Source organism: Pseudomonas sp. 13159349, from assembly GCF_013305685.1.
Lineage (GTDB): Bacteria > Pseudomonadota > Gammaproteobacteria > Pseudomonadales > Pseudomonadaceae > Aquipseudomonas > Aquipseudomonas asiatica.
This window is the reverse complement of record NZ_CP045553.1, coordinates 2,739,985-2,757,517: the sequence shown is the minus strand read 5'-3', so window position 1 is coordinate 2,757,517 and position 17,533 is coordinate 2,739,985. Positions and strand designations below refer to the sequence as shown.

The window sequence follows — 17,533 nt, the reverse complement described above, 5'->3', positions numbered from 1 at the left end:
GAGGTTCTCCGGCTTACTGCGCCTGGGACTGTGGAGCGGCTTCGGCGGCATCTTGCTCGCGGGGGATGACCTTGGCGCCCGGACGGATAGCCGCCAGCGAGCTGGTGATCACCTTGTCGCCGACCTGCAGGCCCTCGCTGATCTGCCAGCGCGAGCCCTGCATGGCACCGGTGGTGACCTGGCGCGCCTCGACGGTATCGCCCTGCCCCAGCAGCATCACGCTGGCCTGACCGTCAGCCGAACGCTGCACGGCACGTTGCGGCACCAGGATGGCGTTCTGGTTGAGCCCCTGCGGCGTGCGCACACGCACGTACATACCCGGCAGCAACACGCCCTCGGGGTTGTCGAACTGCCCTCGCAGGGCGATTTGCCCGGTGCTGCGATCCACCGAGATATCAGTGAACAGCAGCGTGCCCTTGCTCTCGATATCGGTACCATCGACGCGCAGCGACAACGGCTGGTCGCTAGCGCCGGCAACCTTGCCCTCGGCGATGGCCGCGCGCAGGCGCAGGGCGTCGGCAGCCGGCTGGGTGAAGTCGGCGTACACCGGATCAAGTTGCTGGATACGCGCTAGCAGAGTCGCCTCACCCTGGCCTACCAGCGCCCCTTCGGTGACCTGGGCTCGGCCGATGCGTCCGGCAATGGGTGCGCGAACCTCGGCATAGCCCAGGTCCAGGCGGGCGGTTTCGACATTGGCCTGGGCCGATCGCTTGTCGGCCTGGGCACTCTGCAGAGCGGCCTTGGCGTTGTCGAAATCCTGCTGGCTGACGGCGTTGATCTTCACCAGCGGCTCGTATCGGCGAACCATCGCCTGGGCCTGGAACAACTGCGCCTCGGCGCGGGCCAGTTCACCCTGCGCCCGCGACAGGGCCGCTTTGAACGGCGCAGGGTCGATCTGGAACAGCACGTCGCCGGCCTTCACGTCGGCCCCTTCCTCAAAGGTGCGCTTGAGCACGATCCCCGCCACCCGCGCGCGCACCTCGGCGACACGCACCGGCTCGATGCGTCCTGGTAGCTCGGCAACCACGGTGAAGGGCTCGGTCTGCACGCTGAGCACATCGACTTCACGCGCCGGCGCCTCCTCCCCTTGCTCTTCGGGCTTGTCGCAGCCAACCAGGGTCACGGCGACCAAACAGGAGATCACGGAAAAAGTGATCCACTCGCGAAATTTGTTCATATCTCACCCAAGCACGAAGCCAGTACGTAGTCGAAGCCGCGCATGATCCACACCAAAATCAAATGAGTCAATATTGACTCATTTGATTTTGGTGTGAACAAAGCTAGTATCCTCTTTGAGAAAAATGAGTGTTCTAGGCAAAATACCCGCATCTGCCTGCGATAGATAAAGAGTGACCGATGGATTTAACTGCTGCCGATGAGAAATTGCTGAAGGCCCTGGCGATCGCCATCGTTGACCACCCGCGAGCCACGTTCAAAGAAATAGCCCAGGCAGCGGGAGTCAGCAAGGCGACGCTAAACAGGTTTTGCGGCACCCGCGACAACCTGATCGAGATGCTTCTGGATCATGGTTCGGTGGTTATTTATCGGGTCATTGCCGATACCGATCTTGAGTCGGCGCCCTTGGACGCATTGCATCGCCTGATCGAAGGCCATTTGACTCACAGGGAGTTGTTGGTTTTCCTCTCATTTCAGTGGCGCCCGGACACGTTTGATTTAGATGCAGGCGGCTGCCGATGGCTGCCTTACTCAGAAACGCTGGACGAGTTCTTTCTACGCGGGCAAAAACTGGGCGTATTCCGTATCGATATCGGTGCCCCGGCGCTTACCGAAATCTTCTCCTCCTTGATCTTCGGCCTGGTAGACGCCGAGCGCCGCGGCCGTATCGCACGCGCAGGTATGGCGGCGTTGATCGAGCAATTCTTCCTGAACGGGGCTTGCAACTACCAAACTTAACGGAAAGCAACGCTCAGTTTTTTTCCAACGGGTTGGCGGTGTCCGTTTTTGGCCGATTCTGTTGAAAAAGTCGGCATTGGTCAGAGGCACCGGTTCATGCCCTTAAAATCGGCCGAATTGCGCGTTGCTACGCGAAATATGGAGTAGTTCAGAGGCGGTATTTGCTCAGATTTCAAAGTCGGCCGCGCAGTTTCCTGGGCAGAAATTGCAGAGGGACTTTTTCAACAGAATCGGCCGTTCTCTGACGGTCGTGACAGTGACACGCCCTGGTCAAGTTGAACGCAATCCGTGGTCAACGCCAACCCAAATTGGTGGTCAAGAGGAGTGCAATTTCGCACATACCTGAGGACTGCTCACCACATCGCTTGCGTCGGTAGTAGCTTCCGCACTTTCCCCGTCTCTCACCGCTAAACAGCGCTTTCCGGTAGCGGACTTTAGAGCGGCTTGATACTGGCCAGCATGCAGAAATTCTGCCCGTGTAGCGTCACGACCGGACAAGCCACTAGGGTGGCGGTCAGGAAGGCAGGCAAACGGAACACGGCGAAGCACCTCGAAGGCGCTGGCCACTTGCCATCCAACTGGGCGCGGCCTTTAATCGGCGGATCTGGAAAGGAGACGGATATGCCATTGTTGGACGAGATTATTGGGTGGGCCGGCGGACTCAGACCCTGGCAGCAGGAAGCACTGCGCCGGATATTTGCCCGGGCCGAACTAACCCAAGATGACATCGAGACCATTCTGCGAATGGTTCGCGAGCAAGAACGGGAAGACGCAACCACGGGGGGAGCACGGCCATTCACGCTGGACGACGTACCAGGCGCCGGAAGTGGCGCAACCGTGCGGTTGGTGGGTGTCTCGGGGCTAGACCAGGTAAACGGCTTCCCGTCCGGTCGTGCCTTTGACCTCGCACCGGAGGGCATGACCATTTTCTTTGGTCATAACGGCGCCGGCAAATCCGGCTACGCCCGCGTCTTCAAGAATGCCTGCAACGCTCGGCATCGGGTGGAGGTCCTGCCCGACGCTTTTGGGGCGGCAACCCCAGCTAGACTGCCATCAGCAGATTTCGCCATTTTGGTGGATGGCACTCCGGAAACCGCACGTTGGGTCCAGAACGGGCCGGCCCATTTGCATTTGAGTTCGGTCTCGGTCTACGACGCGGCCTGTGCCAATGACTACATCGACGCGGAAGGGACCCCTGCATTTCAGCCCTACGGACTCACTCATCTGACGCGCCTGGTCCTACTTCAGCGTGATTTACAGGCACGGATTGGGACCGAACGCAATGCCTTGGCTCTGGATACCCGGCAATTCGAACCGCTGAAGGGTGACACCGAAGTCGGCCGCTACATCGCCAAATTAGGTGGGGACTCGGACCGCGCCGTGCTTGCTCGATTAGGGACGGTCGGTGACGATGAACTCCGGCGACTGGAGTTTCTGAAGCGGACATTACTGGAAAGCGATCCTGTGCCGCAGGCGCTGGCCTTGGAACGTTTGGCGACACGCTTGGACCAGGCGCAGCGTCGAGCCGAGGAAGTCCAGCGCTGGGTGAATGATCGTGCCATAGCACGGGCAAAGGAACTGATTACAACGGAAAAAACCGCGCATCTCGCCATGCAACTGGCGCAAGCGCGTCTTCAGGATCGAGACACACTGAACGCCATGGAGTTGCCGGTAACGTCCTCACCCACCGCCACGCTGCTGGAAGGCACAGGAGCTGAACTCTGGCAAACGATGTACCGAGCCGCTGAGGCTTTCTCTCAGCAGACGGCATACCCTGAACATCCCTTCCCGCACCTGGAACCGGACGCTTACTGCGTACTCTGCCAGCAACCTTATTCAACGGATGCCTCGGAGCGCATGCGGCGTTTCGCGGCATTTGTCGCCGACAGCGCCACGGCGGATGCGCAAGCCGCCACGCTTGCGCGCATGAACGCTCTAGGGAAGGTGCAGGCTGTCGATCTAAACGTTCTGGATGTGCCAACACGGGCTGACGTGGAGGAGCGACTGCCCGACCTACACGCTGCCATCACCGCAGCGGCATCGGTCTGGACCGCCCGGCATACTTGGGTTAGCCAAGCCCTGCAAACTGGAAACTGGTCCCCCGAGTCAGAACCGCTTCCTATCGAAGCAAACCTCGATAGTCTCTTCGCCGCCAAAGCTGCTTCGCTCCGAGTCGACGCCAATACCCTGCGGACCTCTGCCGATCCCGCTCTACGCTTGGCGCTGACCCAAGAACTGGCAGAGCTAGAAGCCCGACAACGCCTCGCCAACCAGCTTGGCGCGGTGGAGCGCTTTGTTCAGGACAGTCAGGTCCATGCCACATTGAGCCGCTGCCATGCCGCCCTCAACCCAGCGGCAGTGTCACGCAAACTGACGTCCCTGGCGGCGACGCATGTGACCGAGGCTCTGGCCGCTTCTATGAATGCTGAGTTGAAAGCCCTGGGCTATAAGCGACGGGTGCAACCCGACCTGAGCGGGCGCACAGAGCTGGGGGTGACCAAGGTCACGCTGCGCCTGCAGGAAATCACGGCGAAAGCCTCCAAGGTGCTGTCAGAGGGCGAGCAGCGCGCGTTGGGGATGGCTATGTTCCTCGCCGAGCTCGAATCCCTGCCACATACTTCGACCGTTATTTTCGACGATCCGTCTACGTCGCTGGATCACGTATATCGTCGGGCCATAGCTCGGCGTTTGGTAGCGCTGGCTGAGACCCGCCAAGTGCTGGTGTTCACCCATGATGCGGTGTTCCTGACCGAGCTCGCGATGGCGCTTCAGCGTGCTGATCGCTCGGCCAGCTACAAGACCATCGGTTGGGACGAGTCGCCGGGACTAGTGAGCGAGGGGCTGACGTGGGCGACGATGGACACCAAGGCCCGCCTGGCTGATCTCGAAAGTCGTGCGAAAGCGCTGAACGTTCCGGTCGGCAGCGACCCGGATGATGAGCTTGAGCGGCAAATTGCATCGGGATACTCAAGCCTCCGAGGCACTGTCGAGCGCGCAATCCGCGAGGTTTTTTTGAACAATACCGTCCAGCCGTTCAGTGATGTGGTGAGCGTAGAAGCATTTGGTGCTGTCATTGGCTACCCCGCAGAGGAGTGGGAGCAGTTGCTGGCAGTGTATGCGCGGGCCTGCGAAGCTACCGAGGCCCACGACACCCCAGGCGAGCGCCAACTACCGCTTCCCGCGCGCGAGGAGTTGCTCGGCGATATCGCCCAGGTCCTGGAATTAATCAAAAACGCGACTAAACGCCGAACTGCCTACGAGAATCTACGCCGGGAGCGGACCGCGCAACGCAAGAAGCTCTTCGGCGGCTAGCCCGACGTTTCATGCCGGGCTGGTCGGGCATGGCTGTGTTTCTTTCGAATATTGCGAGCTCTCCGTTTCAAAGTTTTTTGTGGCCTCGCGGATTAAGAGGAAGCACATTGGAGGCCGGCAGTTGGCGCTCCAAGTCCGCAATACGGTCGTACAGCTCAAGAATGGTGGCGTCGGCCTCACCGAGTAGGCTGGCTAGGTGGTCACGCTGCTGCGTGATTTCCTCGATCCGTTCTCGAAGTCCACGATTTTTTCTGCGGGCTAATAAGTTGACTTGGCGCACTGATGGCGGACGTTGCTCAGCGTGTCCTTCCACGTACTTTTGGATCTCAGCGATCAGTAGGGGGAAACGAGCTTTTTTCAGTGCAGAGGGGTCGCTGCCGGCTTCCTTGGCAACGTTGTTCTGACTTACAGGCGTCCCCTTCGGCAGTCGTTCGGGCTTGTTGCTCTTCAGCCGCTCGAACGCTGCGCGATACTGCTCGCCGGCACTCATTCGCTTAGCCGAGTCAGCGGATTCAGGTTTGCCGGATGACATGGCGATAATTCTCCACACTACGTTTCTGGGCTTCCAACGAAGTCCTTAGCGGACTATCTACCTCGGCAGCGGCCAGGCGCTCATCCAATACCGCCTCCAACACTTCGACTTCGTCGAGTTGCTCGGGGTCATAGAGAACGTCCGCACATGGTTTGGTTTCTCCGGGGGAATCGCCCCCTCCGCAGCGAGCGATATTGTCGATGCCCCCATAGGGACAGGGGGTACGGCTCGTGCAGATGCCCAGCAAAATCGGTCGATGAGTGACCGTCCCCTTCTTAGCCAGATTGATCGCTTTCTTAGCATCAGAGGCTGAGATCAGGCGGACAATCTCAGATTTTCGCTTCTCGCCGTGGGGGCTGACGAATCGGTTGCTCGTCAGCTGTTGCAGCTGCCTACCCAAAGTTTCGTACATGGTGCGGACGTAGTAGGTATGGGCCTTCTCTTCCAGCCGTACCCTGGAATGGTTTTGCCCGTAGTAGAGACTCATCGCTCTGGCGACGTGCTTTAGCTGAAACTGCAATGAAGCGTCGCTGACCAGCCCGGATGCCTGCATATTCACTGCGCCGGTTCGTCGGAGTTGATGCCAGGCCAACGGCCAGATTTTGCCGACCGCAAACTCGTCGGTCAGCGTCGGCGTCACCAACCGAGCCAATTCGAAATCTTCCGGCGTAATGCGCAATTGCTCACGGTCGAACAGCTTGTCGAACCACTGAAGCACATGGGCATAGCTCGGAATCGATGGCCGAATCGTGCGGTTGATCTTGGTGAACTTCGTTCCCCACGGTTCAAGGCAATAATCAAGCAGATAGCGCTTGGCCGGATCATCCGGCACCGAGGCCTCGCCGGGGGGAGAGTCGCATTCTGCGCGGAGGTCTGCGACCACACGCATGGCTTCAACTGCCACCTGAGCTGACGGGGACGTCACCCAAAGTGCCTCAGAATCCGACATCGTCTTGGTCGTTCGTCCGCACAATACATGGATGTCGCCAAACTGCGGATCACGTTCTATGTGCAAGCAATCGGCGCGCAGGTTCCAAGCCTCTTCGACTCGCATGAGGCTGAAGTTCAGCAGATAGCACAGTCCAGATCGACTCACGAGGTTGAGGTAGCGACTCAGAGTTTGAATGCGAATTTCGTCGTCGCTCACTCCCAGCCAGCGACGAAATAGTTCCACCATGCCAAACCGATGCGCGGTGTCGATGAATGGGCCGTAGTACTGCCGCCCAGTCCACTTTCCGTTTGATCCATCCGACGGCCACTGAAACGGATAGAACGATTGTGGCCTGCGTTGTCCTTGGAGACTGGCAGAGTTGTGCCGATAGGCAGCCAGACAGAAGCGGAAGCACTCCTCGACTTGGCCTCGATGCGCCAAAAAGTCATCCAGGCATTCGCGCAAGCGTGTGATTTGATAGTGCCAAATGCGGGGCGGGATATAGGGGGTCTGGAGCTTCTGGTGGTCGGGCATGGCCGCTGCGAGGCGTGCCAACCCTGCGCGATCCAACAAGGTGAACCCCAGCGCATCCCGCCGCTCGTACAGTTCGTGCAGCAATGCCAAGAACTCACCGGACCGGGAAGCCTGGAGCACCTCCGGGAGACGGTCGGCAACGCGCGGAAAATGACTCAGTTCGGATGCGAGAATGCCTTCTTGAGTGCACAAGACGAACAGCCGACGCATCTGGTCGAAGCGCGTTTTCAGGCCTCGGTATCCACGGGCTCCATTGGGGCCGTATAGCCACCAGCCGATTACGGTCCGCAATAAATCGGCGTTCGCAGGATCGATCGCGGCGACATATTTCTTAGCTGGGCCATCGCCGAAATTGAGAGTGAGCCGTTTTCCCGCCCATGGGTCGAGCCGCCAAATGGCATCGCCCCAACGGCTCACCACCTGGCCAGCGGCATCTATGATGACCGGCCAATCACGCTGCGGTGGCCAGCACGGCGGACGGTAGTTCGGCGCATCAGGAATCGCTAGGGGCGAGTCGATGCCGAGGCCAAGTTCGGAAAGAATATTTTTCGTCATGCTGATCTTTGTCGCAGTTCTGCCAATCGGATGAAGCCATCCCAGGCCGGGTGGTAGTCACCTTCACTTATGCGCGCTCTGGCTTCTTCGACCCAAAGCCTGCGGACCTCGCTACTTTCTTCGAAGAAGCGCAGTTTGGCCGTCAGCCGATCGATCACCAGCAGGGCCGGATGCTCTGTCGTCAGGTGCTTACCCGAACTGGATGGGCGGTAGCGTGCCAGTTCAAGCGATTTGAGGTGGCGCAAGCTACCGAGAGACCACACATGATCCTCACTTTCGATATCCCGGTGCTGGGTACAGAACAGGCAACCGGCAGCATTGATGCAGTCGGGTCGCGGACCATTCTTCGGCATCGTGCCCACTGGTTCAGGTGTGGCCGATACACATCTACCAGGAGCAGGAGGTGAAAGGGACGGATCGGTTTGCTGATGGAAGCGCGTAATTTCCACCATAGCGATCTGCGGATGGGGGTCGGCATATACGCGTATCAGCGTTTGCACCGTATGCTGGGCCAACTCCGCAACCTGTTGGGGATTCTGGGACTCCCGAAGCAACCAGTTGATGCGCGTCCCGCGCAGTTTTCGCGGTCTCACTATCGGTATGCCAAGCTCGCGGCAGATGCGCGTAACGTTCGTGAACTGCGTCGCCTCTTCTAGGATTCGTCCCCCGCTACGTATAAGCGGAAAGAGCAAACCATCCGGCTCATTGGGAAACCATTCGGAACGCCATTCGAGATAGCGCTCGAACCACTCTCGATAACTGGCAAAGATCTCGAATAGCACTTCTCCTTCCCGTCGATTTTTGTAGGTACGTACCTGGTAGCCGTCTATGTGGCTGGTGTAATGAAACTGCTCAACCCGCAGGGTATGTGCTTGCTGGAGGTTCAGACCGGTCTGGGCGATGAACATCAGCAATTCACTCTCGATCCGTAAATTGACGATGGGGAAACGGGTCCGCAGTGTCCGATCTGCATCGTGGGCGGCACGCGCCGCCAGGGATGCTTCGATTTGCGCTTGGTTTTGCGGCCTGGTACGGCGGGCCGCTACTTTCTCGGGGCTCTGCAATCCCGACCATAGTTCCAGCACTTGGCCGGTGCGTAACGAAATACAAACTGGGAGGGGGGCCATTGTCCCCCTCCAGGTCAATGCCTCGCATACGTCAGCTAGAAGGTGTCCGAATGCGAAGGTGTTTTGCAGATTCTGCTTGTCCGCTTTGCTCGTATGTACCTTGCCTTTGCCGCGCGGCTTGCGAATACGTGTGCTCTTGCTCAGGCTTGCTTGGCGGTCCAATGCTCGGTCCAGCATCGTCGCCGTGAGCCTGGTGAGATCGTACAGGGACCCATCGCTGAAATTGCGTTCGACTCGATGACGCTGGAGCAAGTGATCGGTCCAACGAATGAACGTGTCGGCCGCCGTCTCGAGACTGAGATTCACGTTTTCTGAATCGATCCAGGCAAAGAATCGGCGCAATGCACTGATCTTGTTCTGCACCGAGAAGCGACTTCCGCCACCAGCAAGGTCGTCAGTCATGTGCTCATGCAGCTGCGTCACCAGCTCGAAACGTTCCGGCAAGGGGCTGCCGAGTTCGCCCTGCGCGATCTGGCGGCCCACATGCTTCACCTTTGCTGCTGCACCTCCGCGAAACAGCAGCGGCCGGAGGTCCCAGGGCGTTTCAGTGGCCCCATACTCAAGCATCGGGAAAGTGAGGTCGAATTCGGAACTATCCATCGTGCCGCGCCCCAGCGCCGATCCCGCTAAATGCCGCCATGAAGCTATTTGAGAGGGCTTGTTTGATCGGCAGTGCCTGTACGAATCGGATGTATTTGAAGGTGGTGGCTTCAGAGTTAGGCCCATGGAGCAACGCGTCGCTGACCGTCGCAATTACAATAGCGACATCGGCACAAGCCGATAGCGCCAGACGTGCCAATTCGGTACCGAAGGTGCAGCGCGACTGATGGAAGCGGAATTTACGGAGCACCTGTAGTTCTGCTTTGACGCCCCGTTTTCGAAACTCGGACATCTCAACATTCACAGCAGATGACTGATCGGTGCCGCGCCTGCCATAGGCGTTACCAAAGCGGGTCAAGAACAGCAAATCACGATTCTCGGGCGAGGCTTTCGCCTCTCGTTCCATCCTCCGCCAGCCTTTGGCATATTCCAGCAATTCATCACGCAACGCTTCGGGTATCCAGACCTGGCCAGTCACACCGAATTTCGTGTGCACTGGCGGAGCTGCGCCTGGACCAACTGCAAGGCGTAGAAGCCCTTCAGCGGAAGGGTCGGGGGCGGCGCGCTCCAGAGACTGAATCTTGAGATCACAGATGCTGCCGAGCCGCATCCCGGTAAAAAATCCAAGGGCCAACATGAGGTAGAGCTCGGGCGTGGCGTTCTCTGCGGCGAAATCCAGAATTGCATCGCGATCGGTCTCCGAGACTGGCAACAGCCCATCTTCAAGCGTTTGGCCTGGGCGCTTACGGTTCGGGATGCTGAGGTCGGTGGTGGTTCCGCTGATCGTTCGCTCGAACCCCACCCGGTCGAAGTATTTAACGACGTAGGGTTTTTCCCGCCACAGCTGGACGTGTGGAGAAAGAAGCTCCCTATGCCTTACCCACCGATAGAACATGATGCAATTGCGCATGTACTCAGACGCCGTGGATGGGCCGATCTGGCCGGCATCGCGCATCTTGATCAACGCCCCTCGGTATAGCACCAGGCAGCGGTCAGCTTTGCGAGCGGGAAACTCGAACCACTGCAAATCACGAGATTCAAGAAATTTAGCGTAATTGAGAAGGCCATTCATGTTACTGGCAACGGTCTTAAGAGAAGCGTCACCAGTCGTTGCTCGCTCCACTGCCCACAGGTTTGCCTCCCTCCAAGGTGCATAGTCTGCCCAAAAGATTTGGGGCAAGCCCTCAATGGATGGCCGGCTGCTACTGGGGGAGTATGCGACGGCGTTCTCTCTGCGCACGAGGTAATGGGGCACGAAATGAATGCGCTCTAGCGTCGCCATTCAACGCCCCTGGGACGCTTAACAATGTCCATAGATAGAACTCAATAGCTTAGGCGTCCGCACTATACAACTTACTCTTATCGATGCTATAGACCTCAGTCGCCGGCACCATTGATTCGATCAGCGTCATAACCCGTTCGCTCATGTCGCCGTACAAGGCGTAGTTGCTGCTGAACGCCACGACGCCATGCCGACTGAGCTTGTCCTTCGCCTGAAAATAAGGCTCCCCCATCTTCACGTAGGGCTTAGCGTCGTAAGACCTGGCGATCACACAGCCGTCGTTGTTGCTCAGTACGACAATCGGCGTTTTGGCCAGATCCGGCCGGAACACGCGCTCACAGCTTGCGTAAAAGCTGTTGCAATCAATGAGCGCGAACACCGGGTCACTGCGCATGATCACGGACGCTGTACCGGACCACACCCCAAACGACCAGGTCGTCACCTTCCATGATGTAGCGTGGGGGATACGCTGTGTTTTCCGACTTGAGGATTACCACCCCGTCACGACGGTGAAGCCGTTTGCATACCGGTTCGCTGTTGACGGCCGCAATGACGATATCGCCGTGCTCCGCTTCTCGCCCCCGGTCTACGATGACGATATCCCCGGAATAGATACCGGCGCCCTGCATGCTATCGCCCTCCACTTTCACCAGATACACATGCGGCGCGCGGAGGTCGAATAGCTCATCGAGGGAAATATGGCTTTCCAGGTGATCCGCTGCAGGCGACGGGAAGCCGGCAGGGACGTGAAACGAATACAGGGGTAAGGGTTCAGTGCCGCCGGTGGGCACGCCCAAGAATGTGATGGTCATGATGGAAGGTCCAATGCAAACTGTATGCATATACAGTAGATATGGCATTGGGTGCCCGGTCAATCCTGGGCGGTGAAAATTCTGACAAGCGAGAGGCGGGTTATGTGCGGACGGTACTCGATGTATGAGTCGATGGATCACTACCTGCGCCAGCTATCGCTGGACCTGGTGGTGATCAATGGATATGACCACGAGCCACTCAGCCGCTTCAACGTGGCGCCTTCGACGCGTGTCGAAATCATTCGCCAGATCGGAGAAGGCCTGAGTGTGGAACGCGTCAAATGGGGATGGTCGCCATTTTGGGCGAAGGGGAAGCGTCCCGACCCGATCAATGCTCGAGCAGAAACGGTGATGACGGGGAGGTTTTTCAAGGGGTTGTGGCCAGACGGCAGAGCGCTAGCCCCTGCAAATGGCTGGTTCGAGTGGATCCCGGACCCAGCAGACCCCAAGCGAAAGCAGCCGTACTACATCACGAGCGCCGACGGCGGCCCGCTTTTCTTCGGCGCACTTGCGCAGGTGCACCAGGGAATCGAACCGGACGACCGCGATGGATTCGTGGTTATCACTGCAGCTGCAGATCAAGGCTTGGTCGACATCCACGACAGAAAACCTCTGGTGCTTGCACCTGATGTGGCAAGGGAATGGTTGGACCCAGGCACATCGCCCGAACGCGCTGCGGCGATCATAGAGACGGGATGCCGCCCGGCAGAGAATTTTCGATGGTACCCGGTCGGCAAGGCTGTCGGTAACGTGCGCAATCAAGGGCCAGAGCTGATTGAGCCGGTTAGTGAGCAGGACCGCCACGGCCGCCAAGGCGACCTAGAGCTTTGAGTTGGTATTCATTTACAGCCTGATACTGCGACTCGGCGATCTGGCGGAGCCGTTCGACCTCAAGGGGCGGTTCGCCAGCGGCCAGGGCCTCGTGATAGTTCTTCAGCGCTTCTGCCGCATCGGTATACATTGGATGGTCTGGATACAGAATCGGCGGTCTATTCCCCATCACAAAGCATCCTCAGTTTTGGCTGTTCAATGAACGGTATGGACGGCTTGGCCTGACTTGATCAGCTGAAAGTCCACAGCTGCATGATAGAGGGTATCAGCCAATAATCGCTGCCGGACAACTTCCTCCTCAGATGCCGGGCCTACCTCAGCGGCGCGGAACTCTCGCCAAACGTCAACTGCCTGCGGGGTGAGCGCTCCACCGGCGTCTAGCATCCCCAAAGAGTGCGCTCGTCCATACCCTGCTCCTATTACTAACGCCAAACGACCACCTCGGCCCCATCGCGCACAACATTCGATAGCGCGACACATGAGTACATTTGTACTCCTGCCATACTGCCTTATCAGCCCCCTTTAGCCGGCTACCTCCTAAAACGATCGTCCTGGCCGCAGTTTGTCCGCCCACCAACTGCCTCGGATACGGGATGCTGAAACTTGGCGCATGGATGCACACCGCTGCCACCTGCCGAGCGTTGCCCATGAACGTCACCGTCTTCACTCGAAGCAAAGCGCCGAAATCCAGAAAGGCTCGCCGTGGCCGTGCCTTCACCGCCACTGCTCTGCTGGTGGCCGCCGAGCAGTGCCTAGCATTGACCACTCCTACCGTCATCGCCTCCGTCACTTCGCTGCAGTGCCTGGAGTACCGGGTCGTCGGCATCTGCTATTGGCTGCTGTGCACACCGTTCGGCTGCACGGTGCGAACCTCACCGAAGATCCGTCACTTCATTCCCGAGCTGGTGGTATCGAGCTATGCCGACACCGGCGCCAATCCCTGGAGCGAGATGTCGGCGCTGTCGACGCCGACGCCGGCGTCACAAGGGGGGGGCAACCTGATTACGCCTTCGCCGCAGCGCGATAACCTGCCCAGGTTCAAGAATGTCGACGGCATTGGCCATCCCGGCGGTGCAGCCCTCACAGCTCTCGCGCATACATTAGGTTATGCGTGCCCAAGCGGAGCCGTACCGTTTGCGCCCTACTACCTCAGCACGCTCGACCCGTTGGCGTGGCGCCAGGCGATCCCCGAGTCCGTCTACCCACAGGCACTGGTCCCGGGGATGCGCGAGATCGGCAACCAGGCACTCGGAGACATGTGGGGCAGCGTGTATCCGCGACACGGCTTTCTGGTGCAGCCCGATGATTTCAAGGCGGCTGCCGTGATGGCCCAGCGCGCCAGCGACTTCATTACCCGTGTCGGCCAGCCGCACGTTTATCTACCGCTGCAGCCGATGCCGGCTCCCGGCTACTGGCCGCCGCAGCCGGTGATGGAGAACAACGTCAACAACCACCGCTGGCAGTTGCTGGTCCCGGTAATCCAGAACACCTGCGCCATCTTCCCCAGCCCAACGATCCAGAGCGCCGACGGCGCCTATGCCTGGTCGCTGTGGCGGCCCTACCGCTGCTGCCAGCGCATGGGTCAGACGTTTCTGTTCAGCATTGACTTTGATGGAGGCCAGTGATGAAAAACCTCGCGCTCGGGTTGGTGTGCTTCCTTGTGTCTACCGCAGGCCATGCCGCAGAGAACGGCTACCACCTCGGTGACCAAGCCCAGGTCCTGGATGACCGCGTGATGTACACCATCGGCGGCGGCTCCGCGGCAGGAGCGCCCTCCTCGCTTTACCGTCCAAACGGCCTCGGCGTCGGCATGTCCTGGCGGGCCAACATGATGTGCGGAAACATGAACCTCTCGAACACCCTGCAGAACCAGCTCAATGGTGCCACCCAGGGCTTCCAGCAGATCATGGGCAACGTCATCCAGAACGCCACACAAGCGGTGATGTCGCTGCCGGCGATGATCATCCAGCGCGCCAACCCTGGGCTGTATGAGCTGCTGAGTAATGGCGTGCTGCAGGGACGCATCGACTTCGATCGTTCCAAGCTCACCTGCCAGGCGATGGCGGCAAAAATGGCCGACAAGGTCGACCAGGCCGGATGGGGTGCGCTGGCCCAGAACCAGGAGATGCAGCACAACCTTGAGCAGTCCGGCGGCGATGCCGTAATGGCGGTGAAGGATACCGAGTCGAACAACGGCAACAACGGCGTCAGCTGGGTCGGTGGGCAGAAAGCCGGGGGTAATGGACAGCAACCCATCCGGGTGACTTCGGATGTGGTAAAGGCCGGCTACAACCTGCTGCACAACCGATCCGTCGAGGACACCTCGGCCGTTGGTTCGGGCTGCCAGAATGGCGCCATCTGCCAAGCCTGGTCGAGCCCCGAGGAGGCCTCGGAATGGGCGACACGGGTGCTCGGTGAAACTGAGGTGGAGACCTGTGACGACTGCGAGACGCTGCGTGTAACCGCCGGTACGGGCCTGTCGCCGCTGATCCAGGAAACCTACACGGAACACCTGGAAGGCCTGCAGCACATGGTCTCGCGCGCCGACCAGCCTACCCCAGAGAACCTCAGCAAGGTCTCCAGCCCCTTGTTGCAGGTCTCCCGCGGCGTCATCGAGGGGCTGCGCGATGACCCCGACCAGAACTTGCTGGCCCGGCGCCTGGCCAGTGAGACCGCGCTGTCCAGCGTGATCTACAAGGCGATGCTGCTACAGCGCACGCTGTTCGCCGGCAGCCACGAACCGAACGTGGCATCGGCGCAGCCCGCCACTACCGCCCTCAACAGCAACGTCGAAACCCTGGAACGGGAGATCCGCTTGCTGCAAACCGAGCTGCAGGTACGCCAGTCGCTGGCCACTAATACCGCCAGCCTGGTCCTCGATCGCCACGCCGGTGGTGCCGACGCCTCGCGCAGCATCGATCAGCGCGACCCGATGCCGGACCGACTGCGCCGGGCTGAACAGGAGAGGAGCACGCCATGATCACGTCATCTATGAGATCACTGATCGTCCACATGCTGCTGATCATCGGCGCCATGCTGATCATGTTGCTGATTGCCTGGATGGCACTACAACTGCCCGCCGCCCAACTGGATTGGCTCGCACCAACCCGGGCAACTGCCGCCTACTTCGCGTGGTGGCGCGCCCTGCTGTACACCCTGATCTTCACCGGTTGGGCCGCAGCGTTGCGTATGCGAGCTACGCCTGTGGACCAGCAACGGCTAAAGCGTCTGGGGTTGATCGGCTTCAGTTCGATCATCCTGGTCGAGCTGTCTCGCCTGTGAGGTGCAGCCATGAACATGAGCACCAACAGCTACCTTGAGTACTACCTGTCGCTGCTGGCCTGGATCATCAACAACGGCATCTGGAATACGCTGGTGGATACCGGGCTGTTCGCCGCTCCCTTCGGTGCGGTCATCCTGCAGGAATGGCTGTCGGCCCGCCAACAGGGTGCTGACGAAGGCAACAAGGGCCTACTGTCGATCCCTCGCGTCGAGAACCGGCTGTGGATGAGCTACGTGGTCATTATGTTCGGCTGCATGCCGTTCTTCCCGCTGAACCTGTCCTCCGTGACGTTTGACGATGCCGCGAGCCAGCGCTGTGGGGTCACAATGGCCAGGCCCGCCGACACGGCCTGGGCCACGACTTTCAACACCATCGGCGAGAAGTCAGCGAACGTGCCGGTGTGGTGGTTCCTAGTGCATGCCATGAGCAAAGGCATCACCGCCGCTGCCACCGCGGCGATTCCCTGCGCGCCCGACATCCGGGCGATGCGCATGGAGATCGATAGTTCGCGGATCAACGACCAGGTGCTGCTACAGGAAGTCGCCGACTTCACCCGGGACTGCTACGGTTTTTCGCGCTCGCGGCTGTTCACCAATCGCCCCGAGCTGGACGAGTCGCAGAGCTACGACGCGTCCTGGATTGGCTCGACTTACCTACTCAACACACCGGGCTACTACGATACCGATCGCTCGCGAATGCCCAGAGTCGATTGGCCGTACGACGAGACCCGGGACACCTCTCTGCCTCAGCTCGACAGCGGCGCCGGCTACCCCACCTGCAAACAGTGGTGGAGCGACGGCACGATCGGACTGCGCGACCGCTTGGTGGCCGCTGTTGATCCTTCATTGCTATCGCAGCTGCGGGGCTGGCTCACCGGGCGCACCTCTACGGAGGTCGAAGACGCCACCTTGCGCGAGCTGGTGAGCCCACGGCAGCAATCATTGAGCATGGCACCTGGGCAGGTGTTCCAGGACTATGGCAGTAGCGCGAGGGGCGGATCGCTGACGCAAGGGCTAAACAACCTGGCCACCAATACCGGTTTGGCCCTAGGCTCGTTCAGTAACTTCCCGGCGATGAATGCGCTGCGCGCGGCCTTGCCGATGATCCAAGCCTTTCTGATCATGGGCACGATCATCAGTCTGCCACTGGTGCTGCTGATCAGCACCTACCAGCTCAAGGCGCTCATGACGATCACATTCGCGCTGTTCACCCTGCACATGCTCACCTTCTGGTGGGAGCTCGCACGCTGGATCGACTCAAGCATGCTGGAAACGCTGTACAATCAGGTATCGGTCTCAGACCAGGCGCTGTTGTCGTTGCCGACAGCAGGCTTCATGGACGGAACGGTCACCGCGCAGGTGATCGAGTACGTCATGGGCGCAATGTTTGTTTTGCTACCCATGATCTTTATCGGTGCAATGAGTTGGGCGGGATACAACGTGGGAAGTGCTATCCAGACCCTTCTTACTCGTGGAACAGAGGCCGCTCAGACACAAGCAGGAAGAGGCTCATCACAGCTAATGACAGGTGTCCAGAAACTCAAATAAGACTCTACTTGAGCGACCCGTACTCGTCATACAGCTCTGGATACTTGTGTTGATGTTGAGGGTGACTGACCTGATGCACGCCAGGTTCCTCATCATCGGACGTCGTAATGGGCAGTGCCGCCATAGCCCAGAGAGCGACCATTCCGATCGCAAGGAAAAGTGCAACTGACGCAACCGCAAGGACGAGGAGCAACTTGATAACCTGCAAGCCAAATCGCCGATACTCGCAAGGTACTGAAACCAATATGCGAGACTGCAGCACTTTCGTTTCGA

The 17,533-nt window shown here is 59.3% G+C and carries 14 protein-coding genes and 1 pseudogene; 7 read left to right on the top strand and 8 right to left on the bottom strand.

Features of this window, described 5'->3' with window-relative positions; all coding sequences use genetic code 11:
• Nucleotides 1–13 precede the first annotated feature (13 nt).
• Nucleotides 14–1,177: a multidrug efflux RND transporter periplasmic adaptor subunit TMexC gene (tmexC, locus tag GEV38_RS12940; RefSeq protein WP_037009368.1), complete on the bottom strand. Its 1,164-nt coding sequence runs from the start codon at nt 1,175–1,177 to the stop codon at nt 14–16.
• Between the two features lie 179 nt (nt 1,178–1,356).
• On the opposite strand from tmexC, the gene GEV38_RS12935 reads away from it, so the two are divergent.
• Both GEV38_RS12935 and GEV38_RS12930 read left to right on the top strand, forming a co-directional pair.
• Nucleotides 1,357–1,914: a TetR/AcrR family transcriptional regulator gene (locus GEV38_RS12935; protein ID WP_125853905.1), complete on the top strand. Its 558-nt coding sequence runs from the start codon at nt 1,357–1,359 to the stop codon at nt 1,912–1,914.
• A 621-nt stretch (nt 1,915–2,535) separates the two neighbouring features.
• Nucleotides 2,536–5,226: an AAA family ATPase gene (locus GEV38_RS12930; RefSeq protein ID WP_173895841.1), complete on the top strand. Its 2,691-nt coding sequence runs from the start codon at nt 2,536–2,538 to the stop codon at nt 5,224–5,226.
• 67 nt (nt 5,227–5,293) lie between these two features.
• On the opposite strand, the gene GEV38_RS12925 is transcribed toward GEV38_RS12930, so the two are convergent.
• From GEV38_RS12925 to GEV38_RS12900, 6 genes and pseudogenes are all read right to left on the bottom strand, one after another.
• Nucleotides 5,294–5,758, bottom strand: a complete 465-nt coding sequence (locus GEV38_RS12925) for a hypothetical protein (RefSeq protein ID WP_235767806.1) — start codon at nt 5,756–5,758, stop codon at nt 5,294–5,296.
• Nucleotides 5,739–7,778, bottom strand: a complete 2,040-nt coding sequence (locus GEV38_RS27695) for a hypothetical protein (protein ID WP_034039551.1) — start codon at nt 7,776–7,778, stop codon at nt 5,739–5,741. The genes GEV38_RS12925 and GEV38_RS27695 overlap by 20 nt, the downstream gene beginning before the upstream one ends.
• Entirely contained in the window at nt 7,775–9,505 is a 1,731-nt protein-coding gene (locus GEV38_RS12915; protein ID WP_034039553.1) for a site-specific integrase, read from the bottom strand. Before GEV38_RS12915 ends, GEV38_RS27695 begins: the two co-directional genes overlap by 4 nt.
• Nucleotides 9,498–10,787: a site-specific integrase gene (locus tag GEV38_RS12910; protein ID WP_034039555.1), complete on the bottom strand. Its 1,290-nt coding sequence runs from the start codon at nt 10,785–10,787 to the stop codon at nt 9,498–9,500. The genes GEV38_RS12915 and GEV38_RS12910 overlap by 8 nt, the downstream gene beginning before the upstream one ends.
• Nucleotides 10,788–10,863: 76 nt before the next feature.
• A pseudogene (locus GEV38_RS12905) lies at nt 10,864–11,181 on the bottom strand (DNA polymerase V subunit UmuC); the annotation flags it as partial.
• Nucleotides 11,171–11,599, bottom strand: coding sequence for a LexA family transcriptional regulator (locus tag GEV38_RS12900; RefSeq protein ID WP_014861271.1), 429 nt, complete (start codon nt 11,597–11,599; stop codon nt 11,171–11,173). The pseudogene GEV38_RS12905 and the gene GEV38_RS12900, both read right to left, overlap by 11 nt.
• A 102-nt stretch (nt 11,600–11,701) precedes the next feature.
• Here GEV38_RS12900 and GEV38_RS12895 point away from each other — a divergent pair, with 102 nt between their 5' ends.
• A complete protein-coding gene (locus tag GEV38_RS12895) occupies nt 11,702–12,430 on the top strand; it encodes an SOS response-associated peptidase family protein (protein ID WP_012052669.1) in 729 nt (242 codons plus the stop codon).
• Here GEV38_RS12895 and GEV38_RS27690 read toward each other — a convergent pair.
• Entirely contained in the window at nt 12,384–12,599 is a 216-nt protein-coding gene (locus GEV38_RS27690) for a hypothetical protein (RefSeq protein ID WP_024086918.1), read from the bottom strand. The two genes, GEV38_RS12895 and GEV38_RS27690, sit on opposite strands and share 47 nt — an antisense overlap.
• Before the next feature lie 478 nt (nt 12,600–13,077).
• On the opposite strand from GEV38_RS27690, the gene GEV38_RS12890 reads away from it, so the two are divergent.
• Genes GEV38_RS12890 through GEV38_RS12875 form a run of 4 tightly spaced genes read left to right on the top strand, consistent with a single transcriptional unit; the run spans nt 13,078 to nt 17,260 of the window.
• Nucleotides 13,078–14,055, top strand: coding sequence for a TIGR03756 family integrating conjugative element protein (locus GEV38_RS12890; RefSeq protein ID WP_024086916.1), 978 nt, complete (start codon nt 13,078–13,080; stop codon nt 14,053–14,055).
• Complete coding sequence (locus GEV38_RS12885; RefSeq protein WP_012052671.1) at nt 14,055–15,410, top strand: integrating conjugative element protein; 1,356 nt, start codon at nt 14,055–14,057, stop codon at nt 15,408–15,410. Before GEV38_RS12890 ends, GEV38_RS12885 begins: the two co-directional genes overlap by 1 nt.
• Nucleotides 15,407–15,712, top strand: a complete 306-nt coding sequence (locus tag GEV38_RS12880) for a hypothetical protein (protein ID WP_012052672.1) — start codon at nt 15,407–15,409, stop codon at nt 15,710–15,712. Before GEV38_RS12885 ends, GEV38_RS12880 begins: the two co-directional genes overlap by 4 nt.
• 9 nt (nt 15,713–15,721) lie before the next feature.
• Nucleotides 15,722–17,260, top strand: coding sequence for a conjugal transfer protein TraG N-terminal domain-containing protein (locus GEV38_RS12875; RefSeq protein ID WP_012052673.1), 1,539 nt, complete (start codon nt 15,722–15,724; stop codon nt 17,258–17,260).
• Nucleotides 17,261–17,533: the final 273 nt, after the last annotated feature.

Bases quoted from the DNA above. Each gene is read 5' to 3' on its own strand.
- GEV38_RS12895 (WP_012052669.1), top strand. From the start codon at position 11,702: ATGTGCGGACGGTACTCGATGTATGAGTCGATGGATCACTACCTGCGC.
- GEV38_RS12925 (WP_235767806.1), bottom strand. From the start codon at position 5,758: ATGTCATCCGGCAAACCTGAATCCGCTGACTCGGCTAAGCGAATGAGT.
- GEV38_RS12900 (WP_014861271.1), bottom strand. From the start codon at position 11,599: ATGACCATCACATTCTTGGGCGTGCCCACCGGCGGCACTGAACCCTTA.
- GEV38_RS12915 (WP_034039553.1), bottom strand. From the start codon at position 9,505: ATGGATAGTTCCGAATTCGACCTCACTTTCCCGATGCTTGAGTATGGG.
- GEV38_RS27695 (WP_034039551.1), bottom strand. From the start codon at position 7,778: ATGACGAAAAATATTCTTTCCGAACTTGGCCTCGGCATCGACTCGCCC.
- GEV38_RS12875 (WP_012052673.1), top strand. From the start codon at position 15,722: ATGAACATGAGCACCAACAGCTACCTTGAGTACTACCTGTCGCTGCTG.
- tmexC (WP_037009368.1), bottom strand. From the start codon at position 1,177: ATGAACAAATTTCGCGAGTGGATCACTTTTTCCGTGATCTCCTGTTTG.
- GEV38_RS27690 (WP_024086918.1), bottom strand. From the start codon at position 12,599: ATGGGGAATAGACCGCCGATTCTGTATCCAGACCATCCAATGTATACC.
- GEV38_RS12885 (WP_012052671.1), top strand. From the start codon at position 14,055: ATGAAAAACCTCGCGCTCGGGTTGGTGTGCTTCCTTGTGTCTACCGCA.
- GEV38_RS12890 (WP_024086916.1), top strand. From the start codon at position 13,078: ATGAACGTCACCGTCTTCACTCGAAGCAAAGCGCCGAAATCCAGAAAG.
- GEV38_RS12910 (WP_034039555.1), bottom strand. From the start codon at position 10,787: ATGGCGACGCTAGAGCGCATTCATTTCGTGCCCCATTACCTCGTGCGC.
- GEV38_RS12935 (WP_125853905.1), top strand. From the start codon at position 1,357: ATGGATTTAACTGCTGCCGATGAGAAATTGCTGAAGGCCCTGGCGATC.
- GEV38_RS12930 (WP_173895841.1), top strand. From the start codon at position 2,536: ATGCCATTGTTGGACGAGATTATTGGGTGGGCCGGCGGACTCAGACCC.
- GEV38_RS12880 (WP_012052672.1), top strand. From the start codon at position 15,407: ATGATCACGTCATCTATGAGATCACTGATCGTCCACATGCTGCTGATC.